The organism is Psychrobacter cibarius (assembly GCF_016107535.1).
In the GTDB taxonomy this organism is placed as follows: Bacteria; Pseudomonadota; Gammaproteobacteria; order Pseudomonadales; family Moraxellaceae; genus Psychrobacter; species Psychrobacter cibarius.
In genome coordinates, this window is record NZ_JABASQ010000014.1 from 1 (window position 1) to 17,641 (window position 17,641).

Below are 17,641 nucleotides of genomic sequence, written 5' to 3' on the forward strand. Positions count from 1 at the left end.
GCTGCGTAATCAAAATCTCCCAAGTTTAGTTATACGGATTTGACAGCAGGGGTCAGCCGATGAGCAGCACACAGAGGGGCAGCGCTAGCAAACAACGACCACCACGTTTGAGGATAGTTAGCGTGTTAGAACAAGTAGGCAAAAAATATATCATGGTCACACCAAAAAACAGTTTTTTAATAGTCATTCCAAATGATTATCGACACTATCGACAACTCAATACGTTGTCAAAAAGGAAAGATAATAGGAAGGATAAATGTTTAAATTAGAGTAGAAGACTACGAGACTACAATTGCCATCTGAGGCTAGGCGGCGAGAAGAAGCTATCGGTAGCCTACCGCCAATCAGTCAACAGTGATGGATATTTAAAACGCTATTTTACCCATCAAAAAGCAAATAAACTGTGTCAAGATATCAAAGGTTAAAGATATCTCTGTGGCCTTTTTGTTATGATAGGTTTAGCCAAGAGCTAAGAATAATGGTTTAACATTGATAGATATGACGAACCAAAATTATCGGAGATATTTAATAGTGGCTCATGAACGAACAGACGTTTAGTAATAAATACACCTGTTCGTTTGGAAGAATGGATATAGCACAGACAAAAGGTATAGCAAAAAGCAACGTAGGGGCTAATTCGCCATCAAGCAAGACGGCTAGGGGCAACAGGTCGTAAAATGCGCCATAATATCAACCCGTGTACCACCAATAGCAGACTAAATAGAATCAAAGATTGTTCAGGAATACTCAGACCCATAAATGTCCACTCAACAGAGGCACATTCGCCAGAACCTGCAAAAACTTCTTTAAATACTTGCAAAATAGGTAACGTATCTAACCAATAATCCAGCCCCGGACCACAAGAAGGTACTTGGTCGGCAGGCAGATGCTGTAGCCAAACATGTCGTCCAGCCACGGCAGTCGCCCAGCCGATACCTGCTAAGCTACCAAGCCATAATACCAGTCTAACTGCCTTAGATTTAGGGTTGAATAATGCCGCTATTAAAGCAAAACTGCCCATTATTATGAGGCCAATACGCTGAAAAATACACAGTGGGCAAGGCGAAAAACCCATGTAGCGCTGTAAAAAAAACAGCGCAAAACTCATACCTATTACGGCTATTATCACCAAAAATATTTGCAAATTGCGGTAAGTGGTCAGCTTTAGCATCATCGGGCAGTTACTCTTATAAAATAGTCATCTATACACGTTAAGTGGCGGTCAGAATTTAGAAATCAGAAATCAGAAATCAGAAATCAGAAATCAGAAATCAGAAATCAGAAATCAGAAATCAGAAATCAGAAATCAGAAATCAAAGCTCAGCAATCAAAACTTAGCGATATTGCTGTAAAAATTCCATAAAATCTTCAGTTTCGGCTTTTTCAATCTCAGCTTGCTGTAATATCGATTTTTCTGCCAACACTTCATATTTGGCTTGAGTGTTTGGACTAAGCGTTTGCTGTAATAAAGACTCACGATGCTGCTGCGCCAAGGTAAAGCCAAGCTGCCATAAGCTGCCTAAACGCTGACTATCAGAGTTTACTTGTGCTGAAATAGTCGATTCAGAATGTCCTGCTTTGCCTTGCATTAACGCGACTGCTGCACGGTAATCGTTGCCGCCATAATGCGCATCAAGTAGCGCGGCAAGTGGTTGCATACGTTCTAAATGCACCAGCATCCAGCTCTCAAGCAGTTGCTCTTCGCCGTTGTTTATAATGTGTAAGCCTTCGCGGCGACCTTCGTTTACCACGCGCTCAAGATTGATGGCTAAGGTCTCTTCTTCCTCAGGTAATAGATCAGGTGAGTCGCTCAGCAGACAGTACAGCGCCATGACCTCTAAGAAACAAGCGCTAGATAGACGAATACCGACATCGCTATAAGGATCTAGATCGATTGCACGGAACTCAACATAGGCGATACCGCGGCGCTCTAATGCTTCGGTCGGTGTCTCGCCGCTCATCGCGATTTGTTTAGGACGAATAGGGCTATAGTATTCATTTTCTATTTGTAAAATATGATTGTTGATTTGGATAGGGTTGCCATCGGCATCATCCAAGCCAAGCTTGGCAAAGCTTTCGTGCGGAGTCTGAATCGCACGGCGCAGTCCATCGACATACTCTGGCAGATAGTTATAACGAATATCGAGCTGTTCTTGCACACTATTGGTATAACCGAGCTTGCCCATACGTAGGCTGGTGGCAGCAGGCTTATAATAAGTTGAGTCGTTTAGCAGCTCTAAATCATGCTCACGACCAGCTAAGAAACAAGGACAAACACTAGGGCTAGCACCCAGTAAATACAATACCAAACTGGTCAGACGCTTAAAGTTACGGATAAGCCCTAAGTACTTTTCGTTTTTAAATTCTGTCAGCGTTTGCGCTTGTGCAGCAGGTATTTCAGCTTGCCAGACTTCAAATAATCCGTCACCAAAAGACAAGTTATAATGCAAACCTGCAATCGTTTGCATGCGGCGACCATAGCGAATACCAAGCCCGCTACGGTATAGCGTCTTGAGCTTACCCGTATTAGAGCTGCCATAATCAGCCAGTGGGATGTCTTCATCATTCGATGACAGCATACAAGGCATAGACAGCGGCCACATCAGCTCACCTTCAGGCATGGCTTGATAGACCAATACATGCAACTGACGCAGCATGTTTAGCGTCTCTTTTGGTGAGGTTTTGGGGTCAGTAATTAGCTCAAGTAGGCTTTCTGAATAATCAGTTGTGATAAACGGATGGGTGAGCTTTGAGCCAAGTTTGGCTGGATGCGGCGTCTGAGCCAAGTAGCCATCGGGTCTTACGCGCAGACCTTCTTTTTCGATACCGCGGAGCATGCCCGTTAAATGCTTGCTATCAAACCAATTAGGAATGTCAAAATTCACAAAGCTACTCGCAAAATTACTCATAATAGTCATCTATTGTTATTTATTATGGCGGCTCAAAACACGACTGGCGTTTGACCATAATGAAGGTAAATATTGGATTAAGAATGCCGTCAGTTTAGCTCAAAGCTGCCCTGAAAACCACGGACAATTACAAATACGATAAGCTTTACAGGCGCTCATTCATCTTGATTTTAATAGGTATTTCAATAAAAAATTTTATGAACAGCGCGTTACTGTTTTCTAAAAAACGCATAAAACAAGAAGCATCTACCTACGAGATAGATGCTTCAAAAGTACGACGTTAAGCGGTTTATGATAGCGTTGACTAACGAGGAAGGTATCTTGATCAAAAGTCATGCATCTCGCCAACTTAAATAGAGAAGGATGAGCCACAGCCACACGTGGTGGTGGCATTTGGATTGGTGACGATAAAGCGTGCGCCCTCTAACCCTTCAGTATAGTCAACGGTAGAGCCTTGTAAATACTGATAGCTTAGTGAATCGACGACCAAGGTCACATCGTCATTATCAAAATTGGCATCGTCTTCATTCAGCTCATTGGCGAAGTTAAAGCCGTAAGAAAAACCTGAGCAGCCGCCGCCCGTCACATAGACACGTAACATCAGATCGCTGTCGCCTTCTTCTTCACGTAGACGTCGCACCTTTTGTGCAGCGCTATCGGTTAAGCTTAAAACAGTTGGGTCTACTGGCTGGCTGGCGCTTGGATTAAATTGGTTGGCTGATTCGTTCATATCTACCTCAGTTGCTAGGATCAAATGCGGTCGTCCAGTTAGGGTTTGCAATGAAATAGTTGCAAATAAAGATACGCACGGCGTTTGATTCAATTGGGTGCTGTTATTATGGCGCTGCTATTGGTATGACTAATGGCGCATTATAAATATGATATCTGTGTCATTACAACGATTTGGTTGATAACGGGCACTTATCTCATCGCAGTATATCATAATGGGGGTATTGATTCGTTTGTCAAGAGTGACGCTACTGGCTGAAGGTGGCTGATTGATACTAGTGGTTATTATCCCCATAAACTCATGCTAAGAGAAAGACTTTTTGTGCGAATAAACACTTGGTTTTGAAATAGTTATTTAATCGTTTGCCTATGGGGCAAGCGTTTGAAATAATAGCCGCCAGTTAACATGCCAGATGTGTGTTTTTTATTGCCTTATATTTTATATTACTGTTGAGTTGAAGAGATTATATGATCGAATTTAAAGACGTTGGTGTTCGCCGTGATGGTCGTGAGTTGTTTGCAGGGGCAAGCTTCCAGCTACATCCGGGCCACAAAGTTGGCTTGACGGGCAACAACGGCACCGGCAAATCTACCTTATTTGCCTTATTGTTGACGCGAATGGGCAGAGGAGATACAGAGGTCACGCTTGATAGAGGTGAAGTCAGTATTCCTGATAGCTGGCATGTGGCGCATATGGCGCAGGAAGTTGGTGCTACGACGCAGTCTGCAATCGATTATGTATTGAGCGGTGATGAGCAGTGGTATGAGATTAATGCTTCTTTGAATGATTTGAGTAGCGTTAGTGATGAGCAGATCGGGGTATTGCATCAGCAATTTGATGAAATTGATGGCTATCGCACACCGACTAAAGCGGCACAAATCATGGCAGGTCTTGGTTTTAATACCAGCCAGCATGAATTACCCGTAGAAGGGTTTTCGGGTGGTTGGCGCATGCGTTTGAATCTCGCCAAAACCTTGATGAGCCGTGCGGACTTAATGTTACTCGATGAGCCGACCAACCATTTGGATTTGGATGCGATTTTGTGGCTTGAGACATGGATCAATGCCTATACTGGTCTGGTCATCGTCATCTCGCATGACCAAGCCTTTTTGGATGCCACGGTCGGTCATATCTTGCATGTCGAACAACAAAAAATCACCCTTTATACCGGTAACTATCAGCAGTTTATTCGCACACGTCACGAACGTATGGCGCAGCAGCAGCAAGCCTTTGAGAAGCAAGAAGCGACTAAAGCACATTTGGATGACTTTATTCGTCGTTTCCGTGCCAAAGCCAGTAAGGCTAAGCAAGCACAAAGCCGTATCAAGCAGCTTGAGCGCATGGCTGAGCTGTCACCGATGATGGCGGATAACCCATTCTCTTTCCGCTTTTATGAGCCAGCAAATATGAGCTCACCACTGATTGAGCTGACCAAAGCGGATATTGGCTACAGCGATACGCCACTTCTATATAATGCCAATGTGCAAGTGACGCCGGATACGCGTCTTGGCTTGCTGGGTATGAATGGCGCAGGTAAATCAACACTGATTAAAGCGCTGGTCGGCGAGCTTGGCGTATTAACAGGGACGTATCGTGTTTCGGATACCCTAAAATTAGGCTACTTTAACCAGCATCAAATGGATATCTTGGATGCCAAGGCAACACCGATAGAGATGTTGCGTCGTCTAGCCGGTAAAACCTCTGATGCGATGTTACGCTCGTTTTTAGGCAGCTTTGACTTCCGCGGTGAGCGTATTGATACGCCGAGTGAGCTATTCTCTGGTGGCGAGCGTGCGCGCTTAACGCTGGCATTGATTGTTTGGCAACGTCCGAACGTTCTGGTACTCGATGAGCCGACCAACCATTTGGACTTACAAATGCGCCAAGCGCTGACCATCGCCTTGCAAGGATTTGAGGGAGCAGTGGTACTGGTTTCGCATGATCGTGAGTTGATTGCCAACGTCTGTGATGAGCTGTTTTTGGTACATGATGGTCAAATCGAGGAGTTCGATGGTGACATCAGCGACTACGGTAAGTGGCTGGCAGAAAAGCGTAAGCAAGAGAACTCATCAGATAAAAGTACCAGTAAGAAGAAAAGTAAAAAAGAGAGTAAGAAGTTTGTTTCACGTGAAACAGATAATGGTCAAGCGAGTAATAAAGCACCTGATCATTCATCAAAAAGTAAAGCGACGACGCCTACGCTTAGTAAAGATGCGCAGCGCAAATTGGCGGCTGAACAACGCAAACTCACCGCGCCTATTCGCCGCGAGATAGAAGAGATAGAAAAGGCATTGGCTAAAATTGATGGACAGCTTGTGACGCTTGAAGAAAAACTGGCTGATACGGATTTGTACGAAGAAGGTCGCAAGTCTGACTTGCTAGTATTACTCAATGAGCAAACGGCATTACAGCAGCAGCATAGTGATAATGAAGAAAGATTATTGCTTTTGATGACGACATTAGAGGAAATGGAAGCGGGTTTTGAGTAGAGAGCTGTTTGTTACAGTAAATAGTAGGTTTTGATTGTTTTTTAAGCTATTTTTACTTGATTGAGACAGTCACAAAAAAGGGAGAGCGCTGGCTCTCCCTTTTTTATTACGTTATTCCTTACGGTATTTACCATCACCATAAGACAGTATTTCCATCGTGGTCGTACATAACTGACAGTTTATTTGACCAGCAGCGGCTTTCGATAAATCCAAAATACGACCCCGAATGAAAGGGCCTCTATCGGTAATTTTTACGATTACACTCTGCTTTGTCTTCTTGTTGGTCACTTGTACCTTCGTACCAAACGGCAACGTGCGATGCGCAGCGGTCAAAGAGTTCATGTTGAAGATACTACCACTAGCAGTGCGTTTACCGTGGAACTGACTACCGTAATAACTGGTGTTTCCAGCAAAAACGGTGGTACTCAGCAATAGTGATAATGTGATAACCAAAGACTTGATTAAATAAGACATTTAATACCTTTAAGCAATTTATAAAATAGACAGATACACTTGCCTATGTTATTCATACTCCCTATGAGTATAAATAATATATTCATTTTACAACACATACTTTGTCATATTCTTACGGTTCTGTAAAAGAACTACCAAGGTCAAAACGCTCATTTATGCACGCTAGCTACTAAATACCAGTGATCTGTATGTAATTGTTTTAAATAATGATTTACATTGTTAATGGTATTTTTGGCTTGACTCTCTATTTTTTCATTAGGGCGAGTGTTAAATTGATATGACGTCTGTGGTTATCAAAGAATAATAATGCCAGAATCATAGAGAAGTATGCCAATGCAGTGACAAAGGCGAATCATAATGTATTAAGTGCCTCAAACAACCTAAACACTGCTGTTGTTCGGCACTATTACTGGTAATATTTGTATAACGGTATTGAATTTTTATATTACTATCATTATTAGATAGACTATCGTTACCACCTGTTATGTCGCAGTTGAATAAATTTCCGTACCATATCGTTTAAAATGGGCATACCAGTATCATTAACATGCTTTTATGTTGAGGACAAAAACATGGCAGAGAAAAATTACTATGACATTTTAGGGGTCAAAAAAGACGCGTCAGCTGCAGATATTAAAAAAAGATACCGTAAGCTTGTGCGTCAATATCACCCTGATGTGAGCGATGATCCAGATGCAGACAATAAGATTGCTGAGATTAATAATGCTTACGAAACCATTAGAGATAAAGAAAAGCGTGCCGAATATGACGCCATGCTAGACAATCCCTTTGCTGGTCAAAGTGGTGGTTTTGGTGGTCAATCTGCAAGTGGCGGGCAAGGCGGCTATCGCTGGGAAGATATCAAAGATCAGTTTGGTGAAGGCGAAGCTTATGGCGATGGTGGCTTCCGCTTCGACGACATCTTTTCGGCATTTGGTCGTGGTGCACGTGGTTCAGCTGGTGGACAATCGCAGCGTGGTGGTTTTGGCTCGCAAGATAGCAAAGGTCAAGATCAACATGCAGAGATTACGGTTGATTTGGCGTCCGTTTATAATGGCGACGACTACAGCATTAAGTTGAATGTCCCTATTCGTCAACCGAATGGCAGTGTCGAGTATGACAACAAAACGCTGAAAATTAAAATCCCTAAAGGCATCACTGATGGCAAGCAAATTCGCCTAGCAGGGCAAGGTGCCGCTGGTATTGGTGGCGGAAAAAATGGCGATTTATTTTTAAAAGTAAAAATCCGTCACGCAGACAATATCCGTATCGAAGGCGCTGATGTTTATCAAACCGTCAATATAGCGCCATGGGAAGCGGCGTTGGGTGAAAAAATTAACGTCAGTACGCCAGCTGGTACGCTCGCTGTGACTGTGCCTAAGAACAGCAAGTCTGGTAGCAATTTACGTCTAAAAGGTAAAGGTATCCCTGCTAAGCAAGCGGGTGATTTGTATCTAACCTTAAACATCGTGAACCCTGATATCAGCACTGAGGCCGCGACCCAAGCTTATGAGCAACTAAAACAAGCCTTTGCCGATATCAATATTAGTCGTTAATGGCCACCAAAAATTACTCACATTGAAACACTGTAATAGAGATGAAGACCATACGATAACGATGAAATAAAGAGCAAACGAGGATAATAGCTATGAAACACTCGCCTGAATTTACCGACATTATCATGAGCTTGGATGAGCTGGTATCTGCCTGTGGCCAAGAGCGCCAATGGGTCATCGAATTGATTGAAGAGGACATCATCGAATATGATGTGCCGGAACGTGAGCAGTTCACTGGTTATCAGCTGACGACAGTGCGCCGTGCCTCGCGCCTTAGCCGCGACTTTGAAGCCAGTGTTCCTGCGATTGGATTGATACTTGAGTTATTGGATGAGCTCGAACAATTACGCCAATTTAAACGCCAATTAGACATGCAGACACCAGTGATTGAAATTGAAATCGATCATTTAAAATAAATTATTTCCCTTTTATTCAGTACATAAAAAATCAGCACAAAAAAAGGGTCTCTAAAATGAGACCCTTTTTTACAAATAATATATTTAGCGTTTAACGCGCATATTTTGGATCAGCTGCTGCGGTAAACAGTACATCCGTTGAAGAGTTCAACGCCGTTTCTGCCGAATCCTGTATCACACCAATAATAAAGCCAATCGCTACCACTTGCATAGCGATATCGTTTGGAATGCTAAATAAGCTTGCTGCCAATGGAATTAAGAGTAATGAACCACCAGCGACACCAGAGGCACCGCAGGCACTAATGGTTGCAACCAAACTGAGTAGCAGTGCTGAGGCAAAGGTCACTTCAATACCGAGTGTATGCGCGGCTGCAAGCGTTAAGACGTTAATCGTAATCGCCGCGCCTGCCATATTAATGGTTGCACCCAGTGGAATCGTCACCGAATAAGTATCTTCGTGTAGACCCAGTTTGCGGGCAAGGTTCATATTGACCGGAATGTTAGCAGCCGAGCTACGCGTAAAGAATGCGGTAATCCCTGACTCACGCAAGCACTTGAATACCAGCGGATAAGGGTTTTTTCCTGTTTTGATCAGTACAATAATAGGATTGGCAATCAAAGCGATAAATAGCATACAACCGACTAGTACCATCAAGATACGCGCATAACCTGCCAAAGCCGCAAAGCCTGTCTCAGCGACAGTGTTGGCGACCAAACCCAAGATACCAAAAGGTGCTAGGGCAATGACCCACTTCACCACTTGGGAGATGGCGTCAGAAAAATCACCGACCACAGTGCGTGTGGTATCACTGGCTTGGCGCAGTGCGAAACCGATGATAATTGCCCACGCTAAAATACCAATATAGTTGGCTTCAGCGATGGCATTAACAGGATTGGCAACCAGATTTAGTAGTAGATTGGTCAGTACTTCTTTGAGGTTGGCTGGTGGGACTTGCTCAATTGTGGCGTTGACCAATACCAGTTCTGTCGGGAATAAAAAGCTCGCACCGACAGCTGTCAGTGCGGCTAAAAAAGTGCCAAACATATACATGATAAGCACAGGCTTGACGTAAACTTCATTACCGCTGCGATGCTGGCTAATGGCCGCCATGACCAACACAAATACCAGTATCGGTGCAACGGCTTTTAGTGCTCCTACAAATAAGGTACCCAACAATCCTAAGGCAATACCGATATCTGGTGCCAACCAACCTATCAATACTCCCGCTATCAAACCGATAATAATAAGTGGTACTAGACCAATGCGCTTATACATCGCAAAAAATGAATACATCCTTACCCCGACAATCTAATGAATAATAAAAGAGATCAAGCCATTTTATGTTTTTTGCTTTACTAGTCTCATACTCATATAAAGGTAAGATTCGTAAAACAGAATAAAAATGGGTAAATTATAACCAAAAAAAGGGCAGTTAAGCCCTTTTTTTATTTTTATACCTATCAATTAAGATGATTGGTTTGTTATGGTCGTCTTTAACACACCCAACATTAGCGTGCATATTTTGGATCAGCAGCGGCAGTAAACAAGACGTCTGTTGATGAGTTCAATGCGGTCTCTGCGGAATCTTGCAGCACACTGATAATAAAGCCAATAGCCACCACTTGTAGCGCAATATCATCAGGAATATTGAATAAACTGGCCGCCAAAGGAATGAGTAGTAATGAGCCACCAGCGACGCCAGAGGTACCGCCAGCACTGATTGTAGCGACTACACTTAGCAGTAATGCTGAGCCAAAGGTCACTTCAATACCGAGTGTATTCGCGGCTGCAAGGGTTAAGACATTAATCGTAATCGCTGCACCTGCCATATTAATAGTGGCACCTAATGGCAGGGTGACTGAATAAGTATTTTCATGTAACCCTAATTTGCTGGCAAGGTTCATATTGATAGGAATGTTAGCAGCAGAGCTACGGGTAAAAAACGCAGTAATACCAGATTCACGTAAGCAGGTGAATACCAGTGGATAAGGGTTTTTACCCGTTTTGAAATATACGAGGAGAGGGTTCGTCACCAAAGCAATAAACAACATACAGCCTATCAATACTAGCAAAATTCGTGCATAGCCCAATAGCGCAGCAAAGCCAGTATCAGCAACGGTATTGGCGACTAATCCCAAAATACCAAAAGGTGCTAGTGCGATGACCCATTTGACTACTTTTGAGATGGCATCTGCAATGTCATTGACAGTGCTGCGAGTCGTCTCGCCAGCTTGTCGTAGCGCAATGCCAATAATAACGGCCCAAGCTAATATACCGATATAGTTAGCATTGGCTAGTGCAGCAACTGGATTGGCGACGAGACTGAGTAATAAATTATTCAATACTTCTTTTAAGTTTGCTGGCGGTACTTGCTCGATTGTCGCATTCACTAACGTCAATTCGGTTGGGAATAAAAAGCTGGCACCAACAGCGACCAAAGCGGCTATAAAAGTGCCTGTCAGATATAAAAACAGTACCGGTTTTACATAGACCTTATTACCGCTACGATGTTGGCAGATAGCAGCCATCACTAAGAAAAATACCAGTATAGGGGCAACGGCTTTTAGGGCACCTACGAACAGGGTCCCCAAAATACCTAAGGCAATACCCACACTTGGCGCCAGCCATCCTATCAAAGTACCTAGTATTAAACCGATAACAATCAGCGTTACCAATCCGATTCGTTGGTACATCGCTATTAATGAATGCATTTTTACCCCTTTAGTCCATTTGGAAATAAATATTAGCTTAACAATCGTTAGCTTAACGACCGAAGGATGTTAGCATTTTTTGTGATAAGCGCCTACTGACAGATTTTATAAGACAGTAGGCAATAACGTACTTATAAGCCTCTAGGAATTTTAAAAGTCGACATTTAAGCACAAAAAAACGCCATGACTGGCGTTTGATTTTGTAATAGAAGACTAAACTTTGAAATGGGTAAGCTCATAGCCGAGTTGCTGGTAATGCTTATATTTAGCGCGTCCTGCCTCAGTGCTGACCGTATCAGGTTTGATAAGCTCTAAAATACGAGTTGGCAATGTATTGCTGGTAGCATTTATAAAGTCATTAACGGGACGTATCGTAGTATTGAGTACGATCCCTTTAAAATCGGCTGGCATATAGCTGGCAAGCAACACTGGTGCTAATAATTGATTATTAATATCAGTATGAACACCATCAATATCAGCGCCTTCAGGATTAGAATCTAAAAGGCGTTGATGCGGTATAAAGCTCGTATCGTCTTGTGCCCAAAGGGCTTCATCAAGCGTCGACAGCAATGTATCGTCTTTTTCGATAAGAATCAATAACGACTGGCTGCTTTTATTGAGCGCCGTCTGGGTCAGCTGACAAATAAAGCCCAAGAAATCTTGGGCTTTATTCTCAGTTAATACATAAAAGCTAACTTTCATAGAGTGGTTTTCATTGAGTGGTGATTCATCAATAGATTATGCTATATTTGCGCTGTTTTTTAGATATTGCATGAATAATGGCACAGGACGGCCAGTTGCAGCTTTGTCTTGACCTGAAATCCATGCCGTACCAGCGATGTCTAAATGCGCCCATGCTTGACCCTCTTCGATGAAGCGCGATAAGAAACAGGCAGCAGTCACAGCGCCAGCACCTTTACCACCGATATTTTGGATATCAGCGATAGGCGAGTCAATCTGCGCTTGATATTCGTCATCCATCGGCATGTGCCAGATTAGATCGCCCGATAAGTTACTGGCATTTTCTAAGTCAAACAACACATCTTCGTCATTACTAAAGACTGCCGAGCGTACATGACCCAACGCAACCACACAAGCACCAGTCAAGGTTGCGACATCGATGATGGCTTTTGGCTGATAATACTTTTGTACGTAGCATAAAGTATCGCACAATACTAAACGACCTTCTGCATCGGTATTCAGGATTTCAACGGACTTACCATTCATTGCTATAATGATATCGCCTGGGCGCGTTGCCTCTCCTGATGGCATATTTTCAGCACAAGCTAGCGCACCGACGACGTTGATAGGTAGACGCGCTTCACATAATGCTTTTAGGGTACCGAGTACCGCAGCAGAACCGCCCATATCAAATTTCATCTCATCCATCGCCGCACCCGGTTTGATTGAGATACCACCTGAATCAAAGGTCACGCCTTTACCAACAAGAACGATAGGTGCATCATCATTTGTAGTTTGGGCATTGTCTTCGCTATTTTGGTCAGCTTTTTTAGCGGCTTTTTTGCTAGCAGCTTTGGTTGGTAGTTTATCAGCTAACGCTTTTAGACCGCCAGCTACTTTTGCGCTATTGGTAATGGCTTTGCTAGTATCGGCATCAGCATTGACGCTAAAGTTAGACTTGCCACGATACTCCATCAGTACCAGTTTGCCTTCTTTGGTAGAGCCTTGCGCGACCGATAAGAAGCAGTTCATACCCAGTGCTGACATCTCGTCTTCACCTAATACGGTGACTTTTAAGAGGTCAGGATAAGTGGCTGCCAATTCCTGTGCTTGCTCAGCCATATACGCTGGGAAACAGATATTACCCGGCTCATTGGCAACATCACGGGTCAAGCTTTGACCAGTAAAGACCGCTTGTGCAAAGTCTAATGAGTCTTTTAAAGACGACTCTGCCAATAAGTAGATATCCGTTAAAACAGGTGTTTGCTGCTCGGATTTGTACTTGTCAAAACGATAGCTTGCTGCCAGTAGGCTCAGCGCAAATTGGCTAAACTGGTTTTCTTCTAAGCTATCGCCCAGCGCTACAGTGATAGAGTCGACGCGTTTTTGGGTGCTCTTATAAATGGTCTTAGCAATTTTCTCTAGAACGCTATGACGCAATTTATCAACATTACCCACACCGACCAATAATAGCTGTACTGGATTTTCTTTGGTGGTTTTCTTATCACCCGCTAGCGCATAGTCAGCGACGGTTTCGCAAGCTTTGCCGTTAAAGTGGGATACTTCAATCAATTGTTCAATACGGGTTTGATAATCGCTCAATACTGACTCAGCTAAGATATTTTTTTGATCATCGATTAAGACGACGAGGCAGGCCGCGTCTTTACTTTTGGCTTCTTTTTTGAGGATTTTTTGCGTATGGGTTTTTGGCAGTGTTTGGGTTAATTTAATATTCATATATTTATCCTTATTGGGGTTATGACATTATAGTTATGACGTTAGAGCTATGAAAATGGCAGATTTTTTTAATTGCTGATACCTGTTAAATTATCAGATTGTTTGGCCAGTCAAGCAATCACAATAGTGTAGCATATTGCGAGGTGAGTGCGCAGTGAGCAAGGTTTAGGTCATGGGTTCGAACTGCTTATTAGCTATTAACTAACTCATCGGTTGCTACTAAAGCGGCAAATCTATCTTGCAGTGCTGCCATCGCGGTAGCATGCATGATATCAGCGCTGATTTTCTCTTTTTTATAGTCAGGCAGGTCGCGAGTGGCACAAGCATCATGGCAAACAAAACTGTCAAAGCCTAAATCAAAGGCAGCTCTCACGCTTGAGCTAACACACATATGACTCATAAAGCCTGCAAAAATAATTTGCTGTTTTTGCGCAGCTGAAATAAGTGCTTGAAGCTGGGTATCATGGAACGCATTGGGATTTTTTTTGACGATGAAGGTTTCGCCATCCTTTGGTTGTAATTCAGCGATAATCTCGACGTTAGATGATAAAGGATCAAATACGTTGCCATTATCTGCGCCGTGATGGGCGATATGAAAGATAGGGACGTTCTGTTTACGAGCTTTATCTAGCAATAGTCGCGCATTTGCAATGGCGTTCGTACCATCTTGCCCCAATGGCATCGCACCATCGACATATTCGTTTTGATAGTCAATAAAAACCACGGCGCAATTTGACCAATCGAGCGTATCAAATTTACCACCAGCGATTTCAAGTAAAGTAGAAGGGGTAGAACCTAGTTTATTTGTCATTAATATTCTCCATTGGGCGAGATAATTAGGAATTTTTAGTTTTCTCAGTTTAACAAGTAATCCTAACGGTGCGAGGGCAGTGATACGAATGACACACAAAGGTTTCCAAATGACATCAAGTAAAAATATCGTGCAAAGACTTAATAAAAAGGCTTCTTAGATAAGACAAACTAATGAGTTAAATGCTAGTTATTCTTTCCATATCTTATCTATTATTAGTGAGCCATACAGCGTTATAGCAAGATGGACGCAATGTTTGCAAACACATTTCACAGCCATTTTTGAGCAAAATATGCTAGGATTAGCGGTTATCTTTATCGCTAATTTTTACAGCATGTTGCTAACCTGTATCGCAGATATTTTCATATCTTTTGCCGTTGCTTTTAGGGCTGTTTAAGTATCTGATTGAGCAGCACGGTCTTGTATTTCTATTGTTCAGTTATCGGTATCAGCTATTGTATTTAGAGCGGTCCATAATTGTCAGTGTTTGCCAATAAAGCTGCGATAAATCGTGCGACTATCAACCTTTTTAAAAGAGTGCCCATTGTGATATTACGCCGCTATATGACTCAACAAGTTGCCTCAACGACCGCATTGGTTTTGGGGTTTTTAGTGGTGATGATGCTGGGCGGTCGTTTGATCCGTTACTTTGGGATTGCCGCAGAAGGCAATTTAGATATCAGCTTGTTATTTACCATCATTGGTTATAATTTGCCGTACTTTTTAGAGCTTATCCTGCCATTAGCATTTTTTATCGCTCTAATGCTGGTATTCGGGCGGCTGTATGTCGATCAAGAAATGGCAGTGATTAATGCCAGTGGGGTGTCGCGTGGTAAACTTGCCCGTTTGATGACGCCTTTAATATTGGCGTTGTTCGTTGGTGAAGCGGCTTTATCCATCGTTGGTAAACCGTGGGGCGTACGCTCATCGGAAAGTGTCTGGCAACAGCAGGCATTGACCAGCGCTTTTGATTTAATTCGTCCCAATGAATTTATTAGTAGTGGCAATTATCATTTGTATGTGGGCAGCTTGAGCGATGATAAAAAGCAATTGCAAGATGTGATATTGATTCAATCTGAGCCTGAAAAAAAGGGCAGTGCCGCTAAAAATAACACTGCTAAAGAGGCTGCCGTCGATGTTAAAAATACCATCGATCCCGAAACAGCTGAGCAATTAAATATTTCAGACATACCAAATATGCCAACTGCGATTACTAATAATACCAACATCAGCAAAGATACTATTACGTTGGCTAAGCGTGCCGAGCAAGTAGACACGGGTAATAGCGGTGTGACCCAATTGGACTTGTTCCAAGGGCGTCGTTATGAAGTCGGTGCTGGCAGTCTGAAATACAATCAAGTGGGCTTTGATCGTTACCGCATTACTTTGACAGAATCCTCAAAAGAAGTCATCACCGAAGATAATATCGAAACGCAAGCGATTGGACCATTATGGCAAGCCGCGACGGGTGGTACGGCAAGTAGTGGCAACTCGCTGCGTGTGGCACAAAGTGAGCTTGGCTATCGTCTAGCATTGCCGTGGTTGATGATCATTGCACCAATGCTCGCTGTACCACTGGCGCAAGTACGTCCGCGCCAAGGTCGCTGGTTACGACTATTTCCTTCGATTTTATTGTTTGTCAGCTGTGCGCTGGGTATTATTTCACTTAAAAATGCTGTTAGCAAAGGCAGCGTGAGCGTCTGGGCATATGCGTGGCTCATTTTAGGGTTTATGGCATTGGCGCTTTATATGAATTGGGGTAGCCGTGTGCAGCATCGATTACGCTTTCGCAAACCGAAGAGCACGCCTTTAACGGTTGCCGATCATCAGAGCAGTGGCTCACAAGGAGGGCAGTCCTAATGAGTGTCTTATCTTCTAAATCTTCCAATCCTGACTCGCAAAACGCTCATGATAAGTACGCTCGCAAACCTGCCAAACTAAAAGTGCTGAGCCGTTACGTCAAGCTGAACGCTTTGCTCGCAATCGTCGGAGCTGTCATAGGCTTGTGGGCATTACAGCTGGTATTCTCTTATTTGTCTGAGCTGGATTCGTTAGATGATAGCTATACGATGGGCGAGGCGATTAAGTATATTTTTTATCGCTCGCCTTATTTTTTAGAGCAATTTATTCCCACTGGCGCATTGCTAGGTGCAGTGGTTGGCTTGGGCTTGCTTGCCAATAAAAGTGAGCTGGTCGTGATGCGCGCCGCTGGCGTCAGCGTTTATCGTATCGTCGGTTGGGTATTGCAGCCTGCTTTGATTTTTGTGTTGCTCGCATTGATTATCAATCAGTTCGTGCTGCCGCACTCTAATCAATTGGCAAAAGAAATCAACGATGAAGACAGCAGTTCATTGGTCACCTCGGTACGCGGTTATTGGACGTTGCAGCCACGCTTTGAGAGTACAAAAGACGGCAGTGCCAAGCCAGATGGTAGCGATATTTTGTATATCGATTATGCTGATGTGCAAGGTAATATCGGCGAAGTTAAACGCTGGCATTTAGACAATAATGGCAATCTGCAAACGGCCATTCACGCTGAGGGTGGTAAATATATTGGTCGTGAACCTGTTAATCCTGCCAGCAGCAAACCGAGCGAGCAATATCGCTATGAGTGGCAGCTGAACAACATGACCAAGCTGATGATTAATCAGGGCTTTGAGAGTAGCCAAGCCATCTCACCGTCAGATACTTTAAGCCTGCCCTTTGCCCCTGAATCGGTATATCTGCTTACCCGTAAAGCCGAAGATTTGTCATTGACTCAGTTGTATGAGCATCGTCAATTTATGCGTCAACAAGGCACGCGCTCGTTAAGTCATGAGCTGGCTTTCTGGCAAAAACTGCTCTCACCGCTATCAATTTTATCGCTGGTGATTGTTGCCTGCTCATTCGTCTTTGGCTCACTACGTACGCATAGCTTAGGCTTGCGTATCGTCGTGGCATTATTGTTTGGCTTGCTGTTTAGTTACGTGCAAGACTTGGTTGGCTTTGTCTCATTGGCGACTGGATTTTCGCCGTTATTAATGGTGATATTACCGATTATCGCCAGTGCGATATTGGGTGGCTATTTGCTTAAACGGCAGATGTAGCCAGATATCATTTGCCATAGAGAAGCTCGCTAAAACACTA

Annotated in this window: 14 protein-coding genes; 5 read left to right on the plus strand and 9 right to left on the minus strand. The window is 43.4% G+C overall.

The genetic code is table 11. From position 1 onward, the window contains the following. Nucleotides 1-643 precede the first annotated feature (643 nt). The 3 genes from JFC08_RS09055 to erpA all read right to left on the minus strand — a co-directional run bounded on the left by JFC08_RS09055 (nt 644) and on the right by erpA (nt 3,639). Complete coding sequence (locus JFC08_RS09055) at nt 644-1,171, minus strand: disulfide bond formation protein B (RefSeq protein WP_045454815.1); 528 nt, start codon at nt 1,169-1,171, stop codon at nt 644-646. 163 nt (nt 1,172-1,334) lie between these two features. Further along, nucleotides 1,335-2,909, minus strand: coding sequence for a glutamate--cysteine ligase (gene gshA, locus JFC08_RS09060; protein ID WP_083475614.1), 1,575 nt, complete (start codon nt 2,907-2,909; stop codon nt 1,335-1,337). A gap of 349 nt (nt 2,910-3,258) precedes the next feature. Next, complete coding sequence (gene erpA, locus JFC08_RS09065; RefSeq protein WP_045443732.1) at nt 3,259-3,639, minus strand: iron-sulfur cluster insertion protein ErpA; 381 nt, start codon at nt 3,637-3,639, stop codon at nt 3,259-3,261. Nucleotides 3,640-4,106: 467 nt separating this feature from the next. Between erpA and JFC08_RS09070 the strand changes: the two genes are divergently transcribed. Further along, a complete protein-coding gene (locus JFC08_RS09070) occupies nt 4,107-6,128 on the plus strand; it encodes an ABC-F family ATP-binding cassette domain-containing protein (protein WP_198330465.1) in 2,022 nt (673 codons plus the stop codon). A 111-nt stretch (nt 6,129-6,239) separates the two neighbouring features. Here JFC08_RS09070 and JFC08_RS09075 read toward each other — a convergent pair whose 3' ends face one another. After that, the gene (locus tag JFC08_RS09075; RefSeq protein ID WP_045442968.1) at nt 6,240-6,602 is read right to left on the minus strand and encodes a septal ring lytic transglycosylase RlpA family protein; all 363 of its coding nucleotides are present in this window, start codon (nt 6,600-6,602) and stop codon (nt 6,240-6,242) included. A gap of 572 nt (nt 6,603-7,174) precedes the next feature. On the opposite strand from JFC08_RS09075, the gene JFC08_RS09080 reads away from it, so the two are divergent. Both JFC08_RS09080 and JFC08_RS09085 read left to right on the plus strand, forming a co-directional pair. Further along, on the plus strand, nt 7,175-8,158 hold the full coding sequence (locus JFC08_RS09080; RefSeq protein ID WP_045442971.1) for a DnaJ C-terminal domain-containing protein: 984 nt from the start codon (nt 7,175-7,177) through the stop codon (nt 8,156-8,158). Nucleotides 8,159-8,250: 92 nt separating this feature from the next. Then, on the plus strand, nt 8,251-8,574 hold the full coding sequence (locus tag JFC08_RS09085; RefSeq protein WP_045442974.1) for a chaperone modulator CbpM: 324 nt from the start codon (nt 8,251-8,253) through the stop codon (nt 8,572-8,574). A 91-nt stretch (nt 8,575-8,665) separates the two neighbouring features. Here JFC08_RS09085 and sstT (JFC08_RS09090) read toward each other — a convergent pair whose 3' ends face one another. The 5 genes from sstT (JFC08_RS09090) to JFC08_RS09110 all read right to left on the minus strand — a co-directional run bounded on the left by sstT (JFC08_RS09090) (nt 8,666) and on the right by JFC08_RS09110 (nt 14,515). Beyond that, a complete protein-coding gene (sstT, locus tag JFC08_RS09090; RefSeq protein WP_055123716.1) occupies nt 8,666-9,868 on the minus strand; it encodes a serine/threonine transporter SstT in 1,203 nt (400 codons plus the stop codon). 215 nt (nt 9,869-10,083) lie between these two features. Beyond that, on the minus strand, nt 10,084-11,286 hold the full coding sequence (gene sstT, locus JFC08_RS09095; protein ID WP_198330466.1) for a serine/threonine transporter SstT: 1,203 nt from the start codon (nt 11,284-11,286) through the stop codon (nt 10,084-10,086). A gap of 213 nt (nt 11,287-11,499) precedes the next feature. Then, nucleotides 11,500-11,988, minus strand: coding sequence for a DNA polymerase III subunit chi (locus tag JFC08_RS09100; RefSeq protein ID WP_198330467.1), 489 nt, complete (start codon nt 11,986-11,988; stop codon nt 11,500-11,502). 36 nt (nt 11,989-12,024) lie between these two features. After that, nucleotides 12,025-13,704 (minus strand): leucyl aminopeptidase, encoded by a 1,680-nt coding sequence (locus JFC08_RS09105; RefSeq protein WP_198330468.1) that lies wholly within the window; start codon nt 13,702-13,704, stop codon nt 12,025-12,027. 190 nt (nt 13,705-13,894) lie between these two features. Further along, nucleotides 13,895-14,515, minus strand: coding sequence for a cysteine hydrolase family protein (locus tag JFC08_RS09110; RefSeq protein ID WP_198330469.1), 621 nt, complete (start codon nt 14,513-14,515; stop codon nt 13,895-13,897). 564 nt (nt 14,516-15,079) lie between these two features. On the opposite strand from JFC08_RS09110, the gene JFC08_RS09115 reads away from it, so the two are divergent. After that, entirely contained in the window at nt 15,080-16,375 is a 1,296-nt protein-coding gene (locus JFC08_RS09115) for an LPS export ABC transporter permease LptF (protein ID WP_198330470.1), read from the plus strand. After that, the gene (lptG, locus tag JFC08_RS09120; protein ID WP_198330471.1) at nt 16,375-17,601 is read left to right on the plus strand and encodes an LPS export ABC transporter permease LptG; all 1,227 of its coding nucleotides are present in this window, start codon (nt 16,375-16,377) and stop codon (nt 17,599-17,601) included. Before JFC08_RS09115 ends, lptG begins: the two co-directional genes overlap by 1 nt. Nucleotides 17,602-17,641: the final 40 nt, after the last annotated feature.